The sequence below is a fragment of the Bradyrhizobium sp. KB893862 SZCCT0404 genome (genome assembly GCF_018130885.1).
Classification (GTDB): Bacteria; Pseudomonadota; Alphaproteobacteria; order Rhizobiales; family Xanthobacteraceae; genus Bradyrhizobium; species Bradyrhizobium stylosanthis.
On record NZ_JAFCLT010000004.1, the window covers coordinates 375,992 to 393,354 of the forward strand.

The 17,363-nt window shown below is 66.2% G+C and carries 15 protein-coding genes and 1 pseudogene; 6 read left to right on the plus strand and 10 right to left on the minus strand.

The genetic code is table 11. The features are described from left to right. The first annotated feature begins 36 nt into the window (after nucleotides 1-36). Complete coding sequence (locus JQ617_RS19690; protein WP_063684384.1) at nucleotides 37-945, plus strand: LysR family transcriptional regulator; 909 nt, start codon at nucleotides 37-39, stop codon at nucleotides 943-945. 109 nt (nucleotides 946-1,054) lie between these two features. Here the strand turns inward: JQ617_RS19690 and JQ617_RS19695 are convergent, their stop codons facing one another. Next, a complete protein-coding gene (locus JQ617_RS19695; RefSeq protein WP_212027743.1) occupies nucleotides 1,055-1,675 on the minus strand; it encodes a TetR/AcrR family transcriptional regulator in 621 nt (206 codons plus the stop codon). Nucleotides 1,676-1,745: 70 nt separating this feature from the next. Beyond that, entirely contained in the window at nucleotides 1,746-2,273 is a 528-nt protein-coding gene (locus JQ617_RS19700; protein ID WP_212027744.1) for a PaaI family thioesterase, read from the minus strand. A 155-nt stretch (nucleotides 2,274-2,428) separates the two neighbouring features. On the opposite strand from JQ617_RS19700, the gene JQ617_RS19705 reads away from it, so the two are divergent. The 3 genes from JQ617_RS19705 (at nucleotide 2,429) to JQ617_RS19715 (ending at nucleotide 6,109) form a co-directional block, all read left to right on the plus strand. Next, nucleotides 2,429-3,199 (plus strand): enoyl-CoA hydratase, encoded by a 771-nt coding sequence (locus JQ617_RS19705; RefSeq protein WP_212027745.1) that lies wholly within the window; start codon nucleotides 2,429-2,431, stop codon nucleotides 3,197-3,199. 308 nt (nucleotides 3,200-3,507) lie between these two features. Next, nucleotides 3,508-4,704 (plus strand): acetyl-CoA C-acyltransferase, encoded by a 1,197-nt coding sequence (locus JQ617_RS19710; RefSeq protein ID WP_212027746.1) that lies wholly within the window; start codon nucleotides 3,508-3,510, stop codon nucleotides 4,702-4,704. Between the two features lie 109 nt (nucleotides 4,705-4,813). Next, nucleotides 4,814-6,109 carry an MFS transporter gene (locus JQ617_RS19715; protein ID WP_212027747.1) on the plus strand — a complete coding sequence of 432 codons (1,296 nt, stop codon included), beginning with the start codon at nucleotides 4,814-4,816 and terminating at the stop codon, nucleotides 6,107-6,109. Here the strand turns inward: JQ617_RS19715 and JQ617_RS19720 are convergent. The 3 genes from JQ617_RS19720 to JQ617_RS19730 all read right to left on the minus strand — a co-directional run bounded on the left by JQ617_RS19720 (nucleotide 6,106) and on the right by JQ617_RS19730 (nucleotide 9,421). Continuing rightward, nucleotides 6,106-7,503 (minus strand): carbohydrate porin, encoded by a 1,398-nt coding sequence (locus JQ617_RS19720; protein WP_212027892.1) that lies wholly within the window; start codon nucleotides 7,501-7,503, stop codon nucleotides 6,106-6,108. The genes JQ617_RS19715 and JQ617_RS19720 overlap by 4 nt on opposite strands. A gap of 9 nt (nucleotides 7,504-7,512) precedes the next feature. Beyond that, nucleotides 7,513-8,529, minus strand: a complete 1,017-nt coding sequence (locus JQ617_RS19725; protein WP_212027748.1) for a transporter — start codon at nucleotides 8,527-8,529, stop codon at nucleotides 7,513-7,515. A gap of 109 nt (nucleotides 8,530-8,638) precedes the next feature. Beyond that, nucleotides 8,639-9,421 (minus strand): acetoacetate decarboxylase, encoded by a 783-nt coding sequence (locus tag JQ617_RS19730; RefSeq protein WP_212027749.1) that lies wholly within the window; start codon nucleotides 9,419-9,421, stop codon nucleotides 8,639-8,641. A gap of 282 nt (nucleotides 9,422-9,703) precedes the next feature. On the opposite strand from JQ617_RS19730, the gene JQ617_RS19735 reads away from it, so the two are divergent. Beyond that, nucleotides 9,704-10,879, plus strand: coding sequence for a patatin-like phospholipase family protein (locus tag JQ617_RS19735; RefSeq protein ID WP_212027750.1), 1,176 nt, complete (start codon nucleotides 9,704-9,706; stop codon nucleotides 10,877-10,879). Nucleotides 10,880-11,022: 143 nt separating this feature from the next. Here the strand turns inward: JQ617_RS19735 and leuD are convergent, their stop codons facing one another. The 5 genes and pseudogenes from leuD to JQ617_RS19760 all read right to left on the minus strand — a co-directional run bounded on the left by leuD (nucleotide 11,023) and on the right by JQ617_RS19760 (nucleotide 16,259). After that, nucleotides 11,023-11,646 carry a 3-isopropylmalate dehydratase small subunit gene (gene leuD, locus JQ617_RS19740; RefSeq protein ID WP_212027751.1) on the minus strand — a complete coding sequence of 208 codons (624 nt, stop codon included), beginning with the start codon at nucleotides 11,644-11,646 and terminating at the stop codon, nucleotides 11,023-11,025. Then, nucleotides 11,643-13,041, minus strand: a pseudogene (leuC, locus tag JQ617_RS19745) (3-isopropylmalate dehydratase large subunit). Before leuC ends, leuD begins: the two are co-directional and overlap by 4 nt. A 4-nt stretch (nucleotides 13,042-13,045) precedes the next feature. Then, nucleotides 13,046-14,041: a Bug family tripartite tricarboxylate transporter substrate binding protein gene (locus JQ617_RS19750; protein ID WP_212027752.1), complete on the minus strand. Its 996-nt coding sequence runs from the start codon at nucleotides 14,039-14,041 to the stop codon at nucleotides 13,046-13,048. Nucleotides 14,042-14,088: 47 nt separating this feature from the next. Then, nucleotides 14,089-15,303: a CaiB/BaiF CoA transferase family protein gene (locus JQ617_RS19755; RefSeq protein WP_212027753.1), complete on the minus strand. Its 1,215-nt coding sequence runs from the start codon at nucleotides 15,301-15,303 to the stop codon at nucleotides 14,089-14,091. Beyond that, the gene (locus JQ617_RS19760; RefSeq protein ID WP_212027754.1) at nucleotides 15,300-16,259 is read right to left on the minus strand and encodes a hydroxymethylglutaryl-CoA lyase; all 960 of its coding nucleotides are present in this window, start codon (nucleotides 16,257-16,259) and stop codon (nucleotides 15,300-15,302) included. Before JQ617_RS19760 ends, JQ617_RS19755 begins: the two co-directional genes overlap by 4 nt. A gap of 126 nt (nucleotides 16,260-16,385) precedes the next feature. On the opposite strand from JQ617_RS19760, the gene JQ617_RS19765 reads away from it, so the two are divergent. After that, entirely contained in the window at nucleotides 16,386-17,348 is a 963-nt protein-coding gene (locus JQ617_RS19765) for a LysR family transcriptional regulator (protein ID WP_212027755.1), read from the plus strand. The last annotated feature ends 15 nt before the right edge of the window (nucleotides 17,349-17,363 follow it).

The following is a 17,363-nucleotide window of genomic DNA, read 5'->3' on the forward strand; positions in this document are numbered from 1 at the left end:
TTCAAGTCTGAGATAATGCACCATAGATGTGCGAAAATGCTGGATCAAGGTACCATCGACTGGGACGACTTTCGCTTCGTGCTGGCCATCGTCAGGGGCGGCTCGGTGTCGGCTGCGGCAAAACAGCTCGGCGTCGATCATGCCACCGTGATCCGCCGTGTGGACCGGCTGGAGAAGCACCTTTCGGCCAAGCTGTTTGACCGGCGCAAGACCGGCTATTTGCTCACCGAGGCCGGCCAACGCGTCGCCGACAGCGCGGAAGCCATGGAATCCACCATCGTCGCCAACCAAGAGCAGGTCGGCGGATCCGTGGCGCGGCTGACCGGGACGGTGCGGATCGGCGCACCCGACGGGTTCGGCACCGCCTTCCTGGCGCCGCGGCTGGCGCCCTTCGCGGACCGCTACCCCGATCTCGATCTGCAACTTGTCGCCACCGCGCGGCTGTTCAGCCTCTCCAAGCGCGAGGCCGATATCGCCATCAGCCTGACCATGCCGAAGGAAGGCCGCATCGTCGGCCGCAAGCTGCTCGATTACCGCCTCGGGCTCTACGCCTCCCCCGCCTATCTCGACCGCTTCCCGAAGATCGCCTCGAAGCAGGACCTGCCCCAGCACCGCTTCGTCGGCTACATCGAGGAGCTGCTGTTCACGCCGGAGCTCGATTATCTTCCCCAGGTGTCGCCCCGGATCTCCGCGCGCTTCCGCAGCGCCAATCTGATCGCGCAGCTCAATGCCACCCTCTCCGGCTTCGGCATCGCGGTGCTGCCGCATTTCATGGCGAGCGACTATCCGCAGCTTAAGGCGGTGTTGCCGGAGGAGATCTCGATCACGCGAACGTTCTGGATGCTGATGCACGCCGACAGCAAGGACCTCGCGCGGATCAGGGCGGTGGCGGATTACGTCAGTGAGATCGTGGAGCGCGAGCGGGCGCTGTTTGCGGGGCGGTAGCACCGTTCCCGTAGGGTGGGTTAGCGAAGCGTAACCCACCACTGTGTTCATCAGCGGAGACAGAAGTGGTGGGTTACGCCTTCGGCTAACCCACCCTACGGCACCTCGCCTAGCTCAGCTTCGTCTTCTTCGCGGCCGCCGCCTTCGGCTCGCGCTTCGCACCCTCGAGCGCGCTGTCCTTGCCGGCCTTCAACACCTCGTCGGACAATTCGCTGGAGCCGGCGATGCGCGCCAGCAGCATGGTGCCGGCCATGGTCGCGAGCGTCGCGATTGCCTGCTTGCGGGCGGCCTTGCGCGGCACGTTCGGGATGTAGTCGGTCATCATCTCGATCATCTCGTCGAGCTTGCCGGCGAAGGCCTTTCGCGTCTTCGGGCTCTCGCGGGCGATCTCGGCACCAAGCGCTGGGATCGAGCAGCCATGGCCGGGATTGTCGCGGTGCAGCGTCGAGAGATAGGCCTCCGCGATCAGCGCCAGCCGCTTCTCCGGCGAGGCCTCGCCGGTAATCTTGCGCCAGTGCTCCATCGAGCGGTCCATGGCGTAGGCAAAGGACTCGATCACCAGCGCCTCGCGCGAATCGAAATGCGCGTAGAAGCCGCCATGGGTCAGACCCGCCTCCTTCATGAGGTCGGCGACGCCGATGCCGTGGGCACCCTTTTCGCGCAGCCGCACCGAGGCCTTTTTCACGATGCGATCGTGGGTTTCCTGCTTGTGTTCCCGGGAATAGCGCATGGACGTCTCATTGAATGTCGGAGATCATCTCATAACACAGAAATGGACCAGGCAGTGAATTAATTCGTGTTCAGCCGTTTCCGATCATGGAAAAGGTTGCAGTTGCATGGACCGCGAGCGCGCCCTTGCCGTCGCGGACGAAACCTTCGGTGTAGCTGGTCTGGCGCCCCAGCTTGATGATCTTGCCTTCGGCCGAGATCAGCCCCGAACGAACCGACAGCGGGCGCAGGAACGTCATTTTCAGGTCGAGAGTGACGGACGATTGCCCGGCCTCCAGCCGCGTCGAAATCGCGCAGCCCATCGCAGTGTCGATCAGCGCCGCCGCGGTCGCACCGTGCAGCAGGCCGATGGTATTTTCGAGGTCCTCGCGCGGTTCCAGCTCCATCACGATCCGGCCCGGCTCGACCACCGCCATGGTGAAACCGATCAGCTTGGCGAAGGGCGGCGGCGGCAGCCGGCCGTCTCGGATGCCGAGCATGGCGTCCATTCCCGACAGTCCCATTGCCACTTTGGCAACCGGCGCAGGCGCCTGCCAGTCCACCAGGCGTTCGCGCCGTTGCGCAGGCGAAAAAAGGTCCAATTGATCGTGACTGGTCATGGCGGCCTCATTAGATGATATGTATCATACTATGTCACGGACTTCGCGCTGGCAACTCCGTCTGTCCTGCCCGCTTGACAAGGACGGCATTTCGCCCCGGAAGTGATGGCGGCCGGCGCGCCTCGCGCAGGTCCACGAAACTCCGAGATCCCAAAATGGAAATGCTCAACAACCACTGCGGCATCACGCGCGATGCGCGCGGCGTCGTCCATGTCGCGATCTGCAATGCCGGCTCGCTGAATATTCTGGGCTCGCCCGTGACCGACGCGGTGCGCGAGGGCCTGCAGACGCTCGCCACCGACCGCAGCATCCGCGTCGTGGTGCTGCGCGGGCAGAGCGAGAAGAGCATGATCGGCGGCGCCGACATCAAGGAGATGGCCAGGCTCGACCAGACATCGGCCGAGGCCTTCATCAGCCGCCTGCGCGATCTCTGCGAGGCGGTGCGCCAGTTCCCTGCCCCGGTGATCGCGCGCATGCCCGGCTGGTGCCTCGGCGGCGGGCTCGAGGTTGCGGCGGCCTGCGATTTCCGCATCGCGGCGCATGACGCCCATTTCGGCATGCCCGAGGTCCGCGTCGGCATTCCCTCGGTGATCCATGCCGCCCTGCTCCCGCGCCTGATCGGCTGGGCCCGCGCACGCTGGCTGGTGATGACGGCGGAGAACATCGACGCCCCCACCGCGCTGGCCTGGGGCCTGGTCGACAAGGTTGCCCCGGCGGGCGGATTGGACGCAGCCGTCGAGCACCTCGTGAATGGGCTGCTCGAATGCGGCCCCGAGGCGCTGCGCTCGCAGAAGGCGCTGCTGCGGCAATGGGAAGAGTTGCCGCTGACGGAGTCGGTGAATCTCAGCGTCAAGGTGTTCGGCGAGTCGTTTCTGACCGACGAACCGACGCGGCTGATGGGCGCGTTTGTGAATCGGAAGCGGTAGGCACGGGGAACACAGGCCCCGCATAACTGAGCCGCCGCCCCACCGCAGGTGTCATGCCCCGCGAAGGCGGGGCACCCAGTATGCCGCGGCGCCAATGGTGAGAGCGAGGCCGCCAACGCAAGCCTCTGGAATACCGGATTGCCCGCCTTCGCGGGCAATGACAGTGTGCTGCAGGCGGCACCTCCTCCGATCGCACGAGCAAATCTCATGCGAACGGCAAGATTTTCTCATCCCTGCCGTGGTTGCATTTTTTGCGCCGCATCATATGATGTCCATCATCTTACACGCCATCGCCAGGGAGCCCCGTCATGGCCGAAGCCGCCGATCCCGTCGTCATCGTCTCCGCTGCCCGCACCCCGCTCGGCCGTTTCATGGGCGAGCTTTCGCCGCTTGCCGCGCACAAGCTCGGATCGCACGTGATCGGCGCGGCGCTCGAGCGCGCCAGGCTCGCCCCGGAGAAGGTCGACGAGGTCTTCATGGGCTGCGTGCTGCCGGCAGGCCAAGGTCAGGCACCGGCGCGCCAGGCGGCGCGCGCTGCCGGCCTGCCCGACGCCACCGGCGCCACCACCGTCAACAAGGTCTGCGGTTCCGGCATGAAGGCAACCATGCTGGCGCACGACATCATCCGCGCCGGCTCGGCCGACATTGTCGTCTCCGGCGGCATGGAGAGCATGAGCAACGCGCCCTACCTGCTGGCAAAGGCGCGCGGCGGCTATCGCGCCGGCCACGACCGCATCATCGACCACATGATGATGGACGGCCTTGAGGACGCCTACGAGACCGGCCGTTCCATGGGCGATTTCGGCGAAGCCACCGCGGAGGCCTATCAGTTCACCCGCAAGGACCAGGACGCCTATGCGATGGAGACGCTCAGCCGCGCACGCAAGGCGGTCGAGGGCGGCGCCTTCAAGGCCGAGATCGCGCCGATCACTTTGACCGAGAAAGCGGGTCCCCGCATCATCGCCAATGACGAGCATCCGCTGAAGGTTGACCCCGCAAAGATCCCCGGCTTGAAGCCGGCGTTTCGCGCCAACGGCACCATCACGCCGGCGGCTTCCTCCGCCAATGCCGACGGCGCCGCCGCGCTGGTGCTGACGAGGCGCTCGCTCGCGGATCGTAATGGCCTTCCGGCCATCGCCGAGATCAAGGGCCACGCCACGCACAGCCAGGAGCCGCAATGGTTCACCACCGCGCCGATCCCGGCGATCAGAAAACTTCTCGACAAGGTCGGCTGGAGCGCAGGTGATGTCGACCTGTTCGAGATCAACGAGGCGTTCGCGGTGGTGGCGATGGCGGCGCAGCGCGATCTCGGCATTCCCCGCGAGAAGCTGAACGTCAATGGCGGCGCCTGCGCGCTCGGCCACCCCATCGGCGCGACCGGCGCACGGCTGATCGTGACGCTGCTGCACGCACTGGAGGCGCAAAACCTCAAGCGCGGTGTCGCGGCACTCTGCATCGGCGGCGGCGAGGCTACCGCGATCGCGGTGGAGCGCCTCGCGCACTAGCGCTGATGTCCGAAATTGAGGGAAGTCTGGCATTTTAGACTTCACTTCTTTGTGTCAGATTGCAACGATGACGCGGGCCCCAAATGCTCGCCAACAACATTGAGGCCCAATGATCTCGAACTGGCTCGCGGCAGCGCTTTCCCGCCGCAACATTCACTACGGCTGGGTGATGGTCGGCGTCACTTTCCTCGCCGCGCTGATCAGCGCCGGCACGGTCGGCGCGCCCGGCGTGTTCATCGTTCCCCTGCAGAAGGAGTTCGGCTGGAGCACCGCGCAGATCTCCTCCGCGCTGTCGATCCGCTTCATCCTGTTCGGGCTGATGGCGCCGTTCGCTGCCGCCCTGCTCAACCGCTACGGCCTGCGCAACATCACGCTGACCGCGCAGCTCATCGTCGTCTCGGCGCTGGTGCTCTCGCTCGGCATGACCGAGATCTGGCAGCTCATCGCGCTGTGGGGCGTCGTGATCGGCATCGGCACCGGCATGACCGCGCTGGTGCTGGGCGCCACCATCGCCACGCGCTGGTTCGCGGCGCGGCGCGGCCTCGTGATCGGCATCATGACCGCGAGCGTCGCCACCGGCCAGCTCGTGTTCCTGCCGCTGCTGGCGAGCCTCACCGAGCGCTTCGGCTGGCGCCTTGCGCTCGGCTTCGTCTGCATCATGCTCGGCGTCTCCGCGCTGGCGGTGCTGCTCGCGATGCGCGACCGGCCGAGCGATCTCGGCCTGCGTCCGTTCGGTGACGAGGGCACCGAGCCCCTGCCCGCGCCGCCCGTCAGCCACGGCTCGATTACGGCGGTGGCGCTCGGCACGCTGCGCGACGCCTCCAAGTCGACCGCGTTCTGGATCCTGTTTGCCACCTTCTTCGTCTGCGGCGCCTCGACCAACGGCCTCGTCCAGGTCCACCTGATCCCGATGTGCCTCGATTTCGGTATCCCGCAGGTGCAGGCGGCGAGCCTGCTCGCCGCGATGGGCATCTTCGACTTCTTCGGCACCATCATGTCGGGCTGGTTGTCGGACCGCTACGACAACCGCTATCTGTTGTTCTGGTACTACGGCCTGCGCGGGCTCTCGTTGATCTTCCTGCCGTTCAGCGATTTCTCGTTCTACGGCCTCTCGATCTTCGCGATGTTCTACGGCCTCGACTGGATCGCGACGGTGCCGCCGACGGTGCGGCTCACGGCGCAGAAGTTCGGGCCCGAGCGCGCCAATCTGGTGTTCGGCTGGATCTTCGCCGGCCATCAGCTCGGCGCGGGCACAGCAGCGTTCGGCGCGGGCTTTTCGCGGACGGTCTATGAGAGCTATCTGCCCGCCTTCTTCATCGCGGGGGCGCTCTGCGTGTTCGCCGCGCTGATCGTGCTGGCGCTGTCGCGGCAGCCGAAGCCGCAAGCAAAGCCTGCGATGGCTTAGTACCTGATCGTGGTGGTGACGCCGAACACTGCGGCGTCACCGATCCGCGACACGCCGGTCGGATCGTTCGGGTTCGGGATGCCGCCGGAAGGACGCCATACGTACTGGAAGTACGGCGCGATCAGCCAGCCCGGCTTGATGTGCGCTTCGTAGATCATCTCGAGCAGCGTCTCGTTGCTGCGCACCGGCCCCTGCACGCCGGTGTACACATTCGTGTCGACGTCGAGCGCGCGGGCGGTGTTGGAGATCCGCATGTAGGCCATCGCGACGCCGAACCGGTCGAGGGGACGGCCGGGCGTGAAGCCGACGAAGCCGATGCCGCCGTCCACATAGAGGTCGATCAGATTGCGGTCAGGCGGGCTGTAGGCGATGCGGCCGAACGCCGTGATGCCCGGGAGCGAGGCCGAGGTGCTGTTCTCCCTCACCTCCGGCGGGCGGTAGAGCACCTGCTCGATCACTGCGAAGATGCCGTAATTGCCTTTGAGCCTTGCCGCAATGCCGCTGCCTGAGGGATCGGCGATCGACTGGCCATCCGCCGTGAACCGCTGGCTGTCGAACGAGCCATAGTGCTTCCAGGCGCCCGGCGTGAAATTGCCGGCGAGCGGACGCCCCCCGATATCGATGTCGTAGCTGAAGCGGGCCTGCCCGATCAGCCAGGGCGGATCGTTGACGCGAAACGCGAGGCCATGGTGGTCGCGTATCTGCGGGTCCTGATCGCCCGGCCCCGAGGGATCGCCGTTGAAGACAGCGCCGAACAGCGTGACCTGGTCCGACAGCGTGGCCTTGACGCGGATACCCGGCACCGCGATCGGCGGCGCCGGGCCGCCGGCCGGAAGATTGCTCGCCTTGATCGCGGGCCAGCCGAAGGTGCCGTTGATGAAGAGGTCGTCGGTCTGGCTGTCGAAGAACTCGACGTCGGCGGCCTGCTGGCCGGCCCTGATGTTCAGGCGGTCGCCAAAGAAGCTCTGCTCGAAATAGGCGTTGTAGAGCCGCTGGTCGGGCAGCGCCTCGATCTCGCTGATAGTTGCGAGATTCAGCACGTAGTTGCGGGAGAGCCCCTGGCCATAGATCACGAAGGCATTGGCGTAGAAGCGCCCGCCGGTCCAGCCGACCAGCTTGTCGAGATCGGCATCGACGGACAGGTCGAGCCGGCCGAAATGGATCGCGCCACGCTTCACGCCGCCGGAGACGTTGGCGATGTTGTCGGCGATATAGGTGGCGCCGAAATTGAGGCCCTTGTTGGCGAGCCCGTCATGCCATTCGTTGAACCATTTGGGCGCCAGCCATTCGGCCGCGCTCTCGTCCTTGGCGCCGGCGAACGCGCCCGTGCCGGCCGCCGTGCAGGCCACCGCGACCGCAGCCGCCAGGGATTTTCGGGTACTCCAACTCACGATCGGCGCGCGCTATTTGAAGATGCCCGTGCGCCGCATGAAGAGATAGGCCGCGCCGACGGACGAGGCCATCAGCACCGCCGCCCACAAAAATCCGCTCTCGACGTCGGTGAGCGGCAGGCCTTTCGTGTTCATACCAAAAATGCCGGTGATCAGCGTCGGCGGCAGCAGCAGCGAGGTCACGATCGAGAGCGTATGGAGGTGGTGGTTGCTCTCCTCCTCGTTCTTGAAGCGCAGCTCCTCCTCGAGCAGGCGGCTGCGCTCGCGCAGCTCGACGATGTCGTGGTCGAGTCCGTCGAGACGCTGCGCGAGCTTGCCGGCGTGGATGCGAAGCGCTGGCGAGAGGTGGTCGGTGTTCTTCTGGTCGAGACGGTGAAACAGCACGCGCAGGCCCGTGAGCTGGCGATGCAGCCGGACGCAGGTCCGGCGCAGGCGGCCGAGGTTGCGGCGCATCTCGGGCTTGGCGTCGTCGGCCAGGATCCGTTCCTCGGTGTCGTCGATCTCCTGGCCGAGCTTGTCGACCATCCTGTCGAGCGTGTCGGCGACCTCGTCGACGATCTTCTCCAGGAGATGGGCGACATTGTCGACGCGGTAGCCGCCTTCCAGCACACGGCGCGTCGCGTCGGCCGAGCACAGCGCCTGATGACGGCCGCTGACCAGAAGCCGCTCGGTCATGGCAAAGCGCAGGAACGCGGTCTCCTCGGTCGCGCTGTCGATCTCGCGCACGAGATCGGAGAACACGCCGTAGACGCAATGGTCGATGACGTGAAGCTGCTGGAAGGTGTCGTTCGAGAGCAGCAGATCGCGCGCCAGCGGCGGCAGGCTGGACGCCGCGATCCAGGGACGCACGCGCGCGTCCGTCAGGTTGAAGTGCAGCCAGAGCCGGCCGTCATGGCTGAACTCGATCGGCTGGTCGATCGGCAGCGGCTCGGCGCTGCCGTCGCTGTGCAGGCGGAACGCCCACACCAGACCCGGAATGGCAGGCACAGCCTCCGATATCGCGCTGACAAGCTTCGCCGGCTCAGCCATGCGGACCCCCACGTCCATGCAGCCCATGTCCGGAAGGGCCGCCAGCGGCCTCTTCCGGATATCTCGCGGGTACTCAATTACGCCAGTGTTACAGTTTGATGATGACGCCCTACTCTGCGGCCATCCCCGTCGCGGCGATCGCTTCCGCCTCCTTGACATAGTCGTGCACGACGCGGCCGAACGGCAGTGTCAGGTCGGCGATGTAGTGATGCGCGCCGAGGCAGCGGCGGACCGGGAAGTCCGCGACCGGTGCATTGACATGCGGCACCAGATGCAGCCGGCCGGGTCCCATCCAGGAGCCCTTCGGCACGATGTCGGTGAGGTTGATCGCAACGAGCTGGCAGACCTCGAGACGGCCGTCGACGCCCGGGATCATCTTCAGATTCACCTGGGTCTTCGACAGCGTGGCGCGGGTGAGATCGCCGTTGCCGGCCATGCTCTCGTGCTTGTAGCCCATGGTGCCCATGGCGACGAGCTGGCCGGCATATTCCAGCGTGCCCGTCAGCGTGTCCTTGACGATCTCAAGCTTGGGATGGGCGTACTTCTTGGGAAAGCCCCAGATCTCGCGGCCGGCGGAGATCGGCGGATCGTCGTCGAGATACATCTGCGAGACGAAGTTGACCTCCTCGCCGTTGAGGCGCGCGGGGATGACGAGGCCGGACTCGGTGTAGCTGCCGAAGCCGGAGGAGTCCGGCATCTTGATCCATTCGTAGTGCACGACGGGCTGGTCGATCGGCTCCAGCGGCTCAGGCAGGCCGGCACGGATCAGCTCCGGGTCGGTCTCGTAGGTGATGACGAGGAATTCGCGGTTGACGAAGCGATAGGGCCCGGCCGGATAGCTCGGCCCAGCCGCCGGCATGGACGGAAGTCTCAGCACATCTTCCCTGCGCATCGCTGCTCTCCTGTGTGATGTCTGTGATGTCGGCTCGGCAGATCAAGCGTACAGCAAATTGCTAGCCGCCGTCATTGACTGCGATGTGACCGATTTCCGTCAGCGCAACGACCTCCCCCATTCACCCCGCGGTCACCCTGCATGCGGGCGATGCATCCGCGCTCACCTTGTCATCACGCCGTCACCGCGCGACGCAATCGTTGAGGACTTGATATTGGAGCATGATCCTTTCGGAAAACCGCTGCGCAATTTTCCGGATCATGCTCAGCAGGAGGCATCGCCATGGACGCCCGCACGTCGCAACCGACCTATCAGACCCATCAGCCGCCGTCGCGCGGCTGGCGGCCCGAGCGCTGCGACCGCGTCGCGCTGGTGCTGCAGGGCGGCGGCGCGCTCGGCGCCTACCAGGCCGGCGTCTACCAGGCGCTGCACGAGGCCGGCATCGAGCCCGACTGGGTCTGCGGTGTTTCGATCGGCGCCATCAACTCCGCGATCATCGCCGGCAACAAGCCGGAGAAACGGCTGGAGGCGCTGCGCATCTTCTGGGAGCGCATCACCAACCGCAAGATCTGGCACTACACGCCCGACGGCGACGTCTTCCGGCAGTGGCGCAACCTCACCAGCGCCTGGATGACGTCGGCGATGGGCCAGCCCGGCTTCTTCACCCCGCACCAGGTCAATCCCTGGTTCAGCCCGGTCGGCGCCAAGACCGCCACCAGCTATTACGACACCATGCCGCTGAAGGAGAGCCTGCGCGAGCTCGTCGACTTCGATCTCATCAACGAGAAGAAGGTCCGCTTCGCGGTCGGCGCGGTCAACGTGCTCTCCGGCAACTTCATCTATTTCGACAACGCCCATGACGAGATCGAGCCGGAGCACATCATGGCCTCCGGCGCCCTGCCCCCGGCGCTGCCGATGGTGCGGATCGGCACCGATCATTTCTGGGACGGCGGCATCGTCTCCAACACGCCGCTGCAGCACCTGCTCGACCAGGAGGACGCGCTCAACTCGCTGGTCTTCCAGGTCGACCTGTTCAGCGCCCGCGGCGTGCTGCCACGCTCGATCCAGGACGTGATGGCCCGCCACAAGGACATCATGTATTCCTCGCGCACGCGCCACAACACCGACGTCTATCGCCGCACCCACAATCTCAAGGTCCTGCTCTACAAGGCGCTGGCGAAGCTGCCCGACGAGCAGCTCTCCGACGAAGAGCGCAAGCTGAAGGCGAGCCTGTGCCACATGCCGGAGATCGCGATCCTGCACCTGATCTATCAGCAGAAGGCCTATGAGGGCGACGCCAAGGACCACGAGTTCTCGGGCACCTCGATGCGCGAGCACTGGACAAGCGGCTATGAAGACACCAAGCGCACGCTGAAGCGGCGCGACTGGATCAAGATGCCCGACGAAGGCATGGGCCTCGTTGTGCACGACGTGCACCGGGAGACGGAGAGCGCGTAGCGCTCTCAAACAAAAGTTCGAAAACAACCCCATGCACAGTAGAAGGGGCGTGGCGGATCAATGGCTTAGAGTGTCCGCCCCGGTCATTTGACCCGTCGGGCAAAACAGGGGCACGATGGCACCATTCCGCGCTGCTGATCGCCTCACCCCGCGAGCCACGGACAGGCCTCGCTCAGGCGTTTCTGCGTTGCCAGGATGTCCGGAACGTATTGAGCGGTCAGCGCAAATTCGTCCACGCCCTGGACGATCATCTCCAGCCCCATCTCGTCCGCGACGAATGAACCGATGGCCTGGTCGCCGGCCGCGATGCGGCGCGCGACGAGGTCGATCGACATTTGCAGCGGCCGGGGGCGGCTCAAGGCGCTGACGATGCGGGCATGGGTCGCTGCATCGACCCTCGCGGGCAACAGATGGTTCTTGTAGGCGTTCTGCTCGAAGATCTCGGCAAAGCTCCTCGCAATGACCGCGCGGAAACCATAGTCCAGCAAAGCCCATACGGCGACTTCACGCGAGGAGCCGCAGCCAAAATTCTCGCCGGCAAGCAGGATCGGTGCTCCCGCGAATTGCCTATCGTTCAGCACGAAGTCCGGCCTGGGCTGACCCGCAGCGTCGAAGCGAAATTCATGGAAGAGCACCTCACGCAAGCGGTCGCGACCGCCGCCATTGATCCGCTTGTGCGGTGCCGCCGGGACAAGGGCGTCGGTGTCGACGTTGTCCCACAGCAGCGGGACGGCGGTGCCTTCGATGCCGGTGGGCTTGCCGGTCATGCGAACGTCCTGACATCGGTGATCGCGCCATTGACGGCCGCGGCGGCCACCATCGGCGGGCTCATCAAATGGGTGATCGATCCCGGGCCTTGCCGGTTCTCGAAGTTCCGGTTCGAGCTGGAGGCGCATCGCTTGCCGCGGCCGACGACATCGGGCCCGAGCGCAGCACAGAGAGAGCACGCGGACTCGTGCCATTCGAAGCCGGCGGCACGGAAGATCCGGTCGAGCCCCTCGGCCTCGGCCTGCCGTTTCACGCCTGACGATCCCGGGACCACCAGCGCGCGCACAGCGGGAGAGACCTTGTGTCCGTCGACGATGCGCGCCGCCGCCCGAAGATCGGACAGCCGGGCATTGGTGCAGGAGCCGATGAACGCGACGTCGATCGGTGTGCCCAATATGGGTTTACCGGCCTCGAGATCGGCATAGACGAGCGCCCGCTCCCATCGGGACCGCTGCGATCGATCCCGCGCCGTCCCGGGATCGGGGACGGCGCCATCGACGGGAATAGCGTCTTCCGGGGCTGGTGCCCCAGCTCACCATGGGTGCGATCGACCGCGCGTCGATGGCGTACTCCTTGTCGAAATGCGCCTCGTCATCGCTGGCAAGACCGCGCCAGGCGGCCATCGCTGTATCGAACGCGGCTCCCTTTGGCGTTCGCGGACGCCCCTCGAGGTAGGAGAAGACCGCATCGTCAGGCGCGACCAGCCCGATCCGTGCGCCGAATTCGATGGAGAGATTACAGAGCGTCATCCGTTCCTCGACCGAGAGCGCGAGGATGGCGCTGCCGGCATATTCGACGGCGCAGCCGGTGCCGCCATCCGTCGAGAAGCGCGAGATGATCGCCAACGCGATATCCTTGCCGCTGACCCACGGGTCGAGAACGCCGTCGACGGTCACGCGCAATGATTTCGGCCGCGGCAGCCAGAGCGCCTGATAGGCGAGCGCATGCGCAATCTCCGTGCTGCCGATGCCGAAGGCGATCGCCCCCAGCGCGCCGTTGGTGCAGGTATGGCTGTCGCCGCAGACCGCCGTCATTCCCGGAAGGACGGCGCCCTGCTCCGCGGCGACGACGTGGACGATGCCCTGCGCGGGATCTCCGAGCCCGATCAGGGGAATGCCGCGTTCGGTCACTTCCCGCCGGAACGCGCGCACCGTCGGCGCCATGACGGGATAGGTTTCCTCCGTCCGGCCCGGCGCGGTCGCGACGGTGTGGTCGATTACCGCCAGGGTGCGCGCCACGTCGGCCACGGCGAGGTTGCGCGCGCGCAGGGTCTCGAAGGCAGGCAGCGAGGTCATGTCGTGAAGGAAGACGCGATCCAGCGTCAGCAAGTCCCGCGTCCCGTAGGTCCTCGCCGTATGGGATTGCCAGATCTTCTCGAACAGCGTCCGCGGCATGCCCCTACTCGCCCGTGATGCCGAGCGTGCGGACCAACTCGCCCCGCGCCTTGTAGTCCATGTCGATCTGGCGCTTGAACTCGTCCTGGCTGCCGCCCATTGCGACCATGCCCTGCTTGTCGAGCCATGCGCGCATGGTCTCGGTCGTGAGGATCGTGTTGATCTCCTTGTTGAGCGCAGCGATCACGGGGGCCGGCGTCTGCTTCGGCAGCATAAGCCCGATATAGCTGATGATCTTGAAGCCGGGATACGTCTCGCTGATGGCGGGCACACCCGGCAGCAATGGGAAACGCTGTTCGGAGGTGACGCCGAGCAGCTTGATCTGGCCTGCCGTCGCCAGCGGCTCCACGGCCGTCGGTGCACCGAAGACCAGCGGTATCTGCCCCGCAAGGAGGTCGCTCACCGATGCCGCCGTTCCCTTGTAGGGAATGTGGGTCATGCTGAATCCGCCGGACTTCTGCAGCATCTCGCCGGCGAGGCGATGCGGCGTCGACGCGCCGGAGCTGCCGAAGCTGAGCGCCTGCGGCTTCTGCTTGCCGTAAGCGACGAGCTCGGCGACGGAATTGGCCGGCAAGTCTTTCGCAGCGGCCAGCAGCAGCGGCGACCAGGCGACGCTGACCACCGGCTCCATCACCTTCGACAGATCGAAATGGTTGCTGGTGGCAAGATGCGGATCGATGGTGAGCATCGCATCCGTCACCAGCAGCACCGTGTATCCGTCCGGCTCCGCACGCGCCGCCGCCTGCGCCGCGATCATGCCGTTGGCGCCGGTCTTGTTCTCGATCACGACGGGGATCTTGAAGGTCTCGCCGAGCTGCTTGCCGATGATCCGCGCCAGCGCGTCGCCCTGTCCGCCCGGCGAATAGCCGACCAGGATCGTGATCGTCCGCGAGGGATAGGCTTGCGCGCCGGCGGGCCCCACCATCGCGACCAGTCCAAGCAGCGCGATCGCGGCTGCCGGAATACGCGCCGTCCAACGAAGCAGCATGCGGGACATCATGACCCCTTCCCTCCCTGTTACAGACGGTGGCTTGGCCACACTTGTTGCTAGGCAGACACGTTCGCGGTCGCGCCCAATATGCCGGCGGCGCGGAGATCGGCGATCTCGCGGGCCGAATATCCGGCCGCACCGAGGATGTCGTCGGTATGCTCGCCGACGCGAGGCGGCTGGCGTTCGAGGCCGGGCCGGTCGCGCGCGTCGCCGAACTCGACGGGCAGCGCCGGAATTCCGACCAGCGGTCCGCCGCCAAATCCTGCGACGGCCGTCGCAAGCAGGCCGCCATTGGCGAGCAGATGCGGATCGAGCGACAGCTCGTCCGGCCGCCCCACCCGCGAATAGGCCACGCGGGCGGTTTCGCATCTGGCGAGAATCTCATCGAGAGGCAGTCGCGTGATCCGCCGTTCCAGCTCGGGAAGCATCCATTCGCGCGCCTCGCAGCGATTGGCGTTGCCGAGGAGCCGCCGATCATCGCGCCAGTCGTCGAAGCCGAACGCGTCGCAGAAGCGCTGCCAGTGTCCGTCGGAGGTGCATCCGATGAAGACCTGGCCGCCATCCGACGCGGTGAAGACGTCGTACACGCCCCAGGCGTTCTTGCGGGCCGGCATCGGCGGCATCGGACCGCCGATCACGGCACTGCCGACCACGACCGCGCCGAGCATGAAGGTCGCGCTCTCGAACAGCGAGCTCGAGACCTTCTGTCCCATGCCGGTGACGTCGCGCTCGCGCAGCGCCGACAATGCGGCCACGACGCCGAACACGCCGCCGAGGATGTCGATCACGGGCGCGCCTGCGCGCAGCGGCCGGCCTGGCGGCCCCGTCATGTAGGCGAGGCCCGATTGCATCTGCACGACTTCGTCGAGCGCGCCGCGGTTCTCGTAGGGGCCTTTCAGGAAGCCCTTCATCGACAGGTACACGAGCCGCGGATTGACCTTGCGCAGATCGTCCCAGCTGCACTTCAGCCGCTCGATCGTCCCGGGTCCGAAATTCTCCAGCACGATATCGGCGTCCTTCACCAGCCGGTGCAGGATCGCCTGCCCCTCCGGCCGCTTCAGATCGATCGCGATCGAGCGCTTGTTGCGGTTGTAGGTCGCGAAAAAGCCGGCGGCGAAGCCCGGCAGGCGGCGCGTCGGGTCGCCGTCCGCAGGCTCGATCTTCACGACGTCCGCGCCGAGATCGGCGAACAGGACGCCCGCGCACGGCCCCATGATGGTATGGCCGAAATCCAGCACCTTCAGTCCGGCAAGCGGCTTTGCGGAGGTCATGCGCCCGCCCTCCGCCGCAACGCCGCGAGCGTGCCCGAGCGCAGCGCTGCACTCGGCAGGCGGTGTCCGACGATCCGCTCGGCAAGCCGCCCGGCCTCGATCAACGCCTCGATGTCGAGGCCGGTCGCAATGCCCATCTCCTCGCACAGCAGCGCCAGTTCTTCGGTAGCGATGTTGCCGGGCGCCCCCGGCTGGCCCGCGAACGGGCAGCCGCCGAGCCCCGCCACCGCGGCATCGAAGGCGGTGACGCCAAGCCGCAAGCCTTCATAGGCGCAGGCGATGCCCTGGCCGCGGGTATCATGCAGATGCAGCGCGATCCGCAGATCGCTCCAGCGATCGCGAACGGCCCCGACCGCCGCAGCCACCCGCCGCGGGGTGGCCCACCCCATGGAATCCGCGAGCGAAACCTCGCGTACCTCGACGCCGGCTTCGCGCGCAATCGCGAGGCCATCAGACACGGTCTCGACCACCTTTGCCGCCGGCACGTCGCCGCCGAAATTGCAGCCGAACGCGGCCATGACGATGATCTTGGCAATCGGCACGCCCGCCTGGCGGTGCGCGCGCACATAGTTTCGCATCGCCTCGATCTGCCCGGCGCGATCGCGGTTGAGATTGCGCAGCGCGAATGGTTCGGAGGCGCTCAGCGAGATGAACCCCGCAAGCGCGAGCCTGTCCTTGAACGCCAAGGCGCGTTGCAATCCGCTGTCGTTGAACCAGAGCGCCGAATACGCAACGCCCGCACGCGGATTGAATCCCGCAACCACCGCCTCGGCGTCCGCCCAGCCCGGCACGTGCTTGGGATTGACGAAAGAAGCCACCTGAATGCGCGTCAGGCCGGTCGCCGACAGGGCATCGATCAAGGCGATCTTGTCCGCGGTCGCGATCGGCCCGGGCTCGATCTGGAAGCCCTCGCGCGGTCCCTCCTCGGTGATGACGATCCTGCTCGGCAGGTCCATGCCGCAACACTCCCGGAGCCGCTCTTGTTGGTTCTCGCCGGGAGCTTGCCGGGCAAGCCGACATCTGACAAATATAATATGAAGTTCATTATCATCTGATAATTAGATCGATCAGGGAGCAGCGCCATGGCGCTCGGATTGCGGCAGATCAGATATTTCATCGCGATCGCGGACGCCGGCGTGCTGTCGCGGGCGGCGGAGACCCTCAACATCGCGCAGTCCGCGCTCAGCCATCACGTCGCGGCGCTCGAAGCCGACCTCGGCGTGAAGCTGTTGGAGCGGCGGCCGCGCGGCATCGCGCTGACCGCGGCCGGACGCCGGCTCTACGAACATGGCAGCGCGGTACTGGCGAGCCTCGGCAAGGCCGAGGAGGATGTGCGGACCTATAACGAGGCGGCGACCGGACCGGTCAGCCTCGGCCTCAGTCACACCGCGATCGCGATGGTGGCGCTCGACCTGATGAAGGCGGTTCGCAAGCACTCCCCGGGGGTGCATCTGACGATCATCGAAGCGCTGTCACCGGCGCTGATCGAGCGCGTCCTCTCCGGCACGGTCGACCTCGCGCTGGCCTATAATCCGCCGCGTGATGCCCGGCTGGACGTCGAGTGGCTGCATGAGGAAGATCTCTTCCTCGTCGGGCATTCCAGCCTGATCGGCCGGTCCTCCGGTCCGATCGCCTTCTCCGCCATTCCACAGAAGAGCGTGCTCGGGCTGACGCCGCTACCGGCCTCGCGCGCCATCATCCAGACCCAGGTTCTGCGCAACCAGATCGTCCCGAGCCCGACGCTCGAGGTCGACTCGCTGTCGGCACTGCGCATGGCGCTCGAAGCCGGGCTCGGTTGCGCCATCCTGTCCCGCGCCACGGTGCTTGCCGACATCGCCGCGGAGAAATATCACGCCCGCCGCATCGTCGATCCCGCGCTGTCGCGTTCGCTCGCGCTGGTCAGTCTCGCGGACCGGCCGCAAACCAAGGCCTTCCTCGAAGTCCGCAACACCGTGACGGAGGTCGTGCGCGCGGCCGTGACCGAACGGCGATGGCCCGCGAAAGGGAGCGAACGGCCACGGAGACGCCCAGGCCCTGGCGCCTGATCGTCGTTCTCCGAG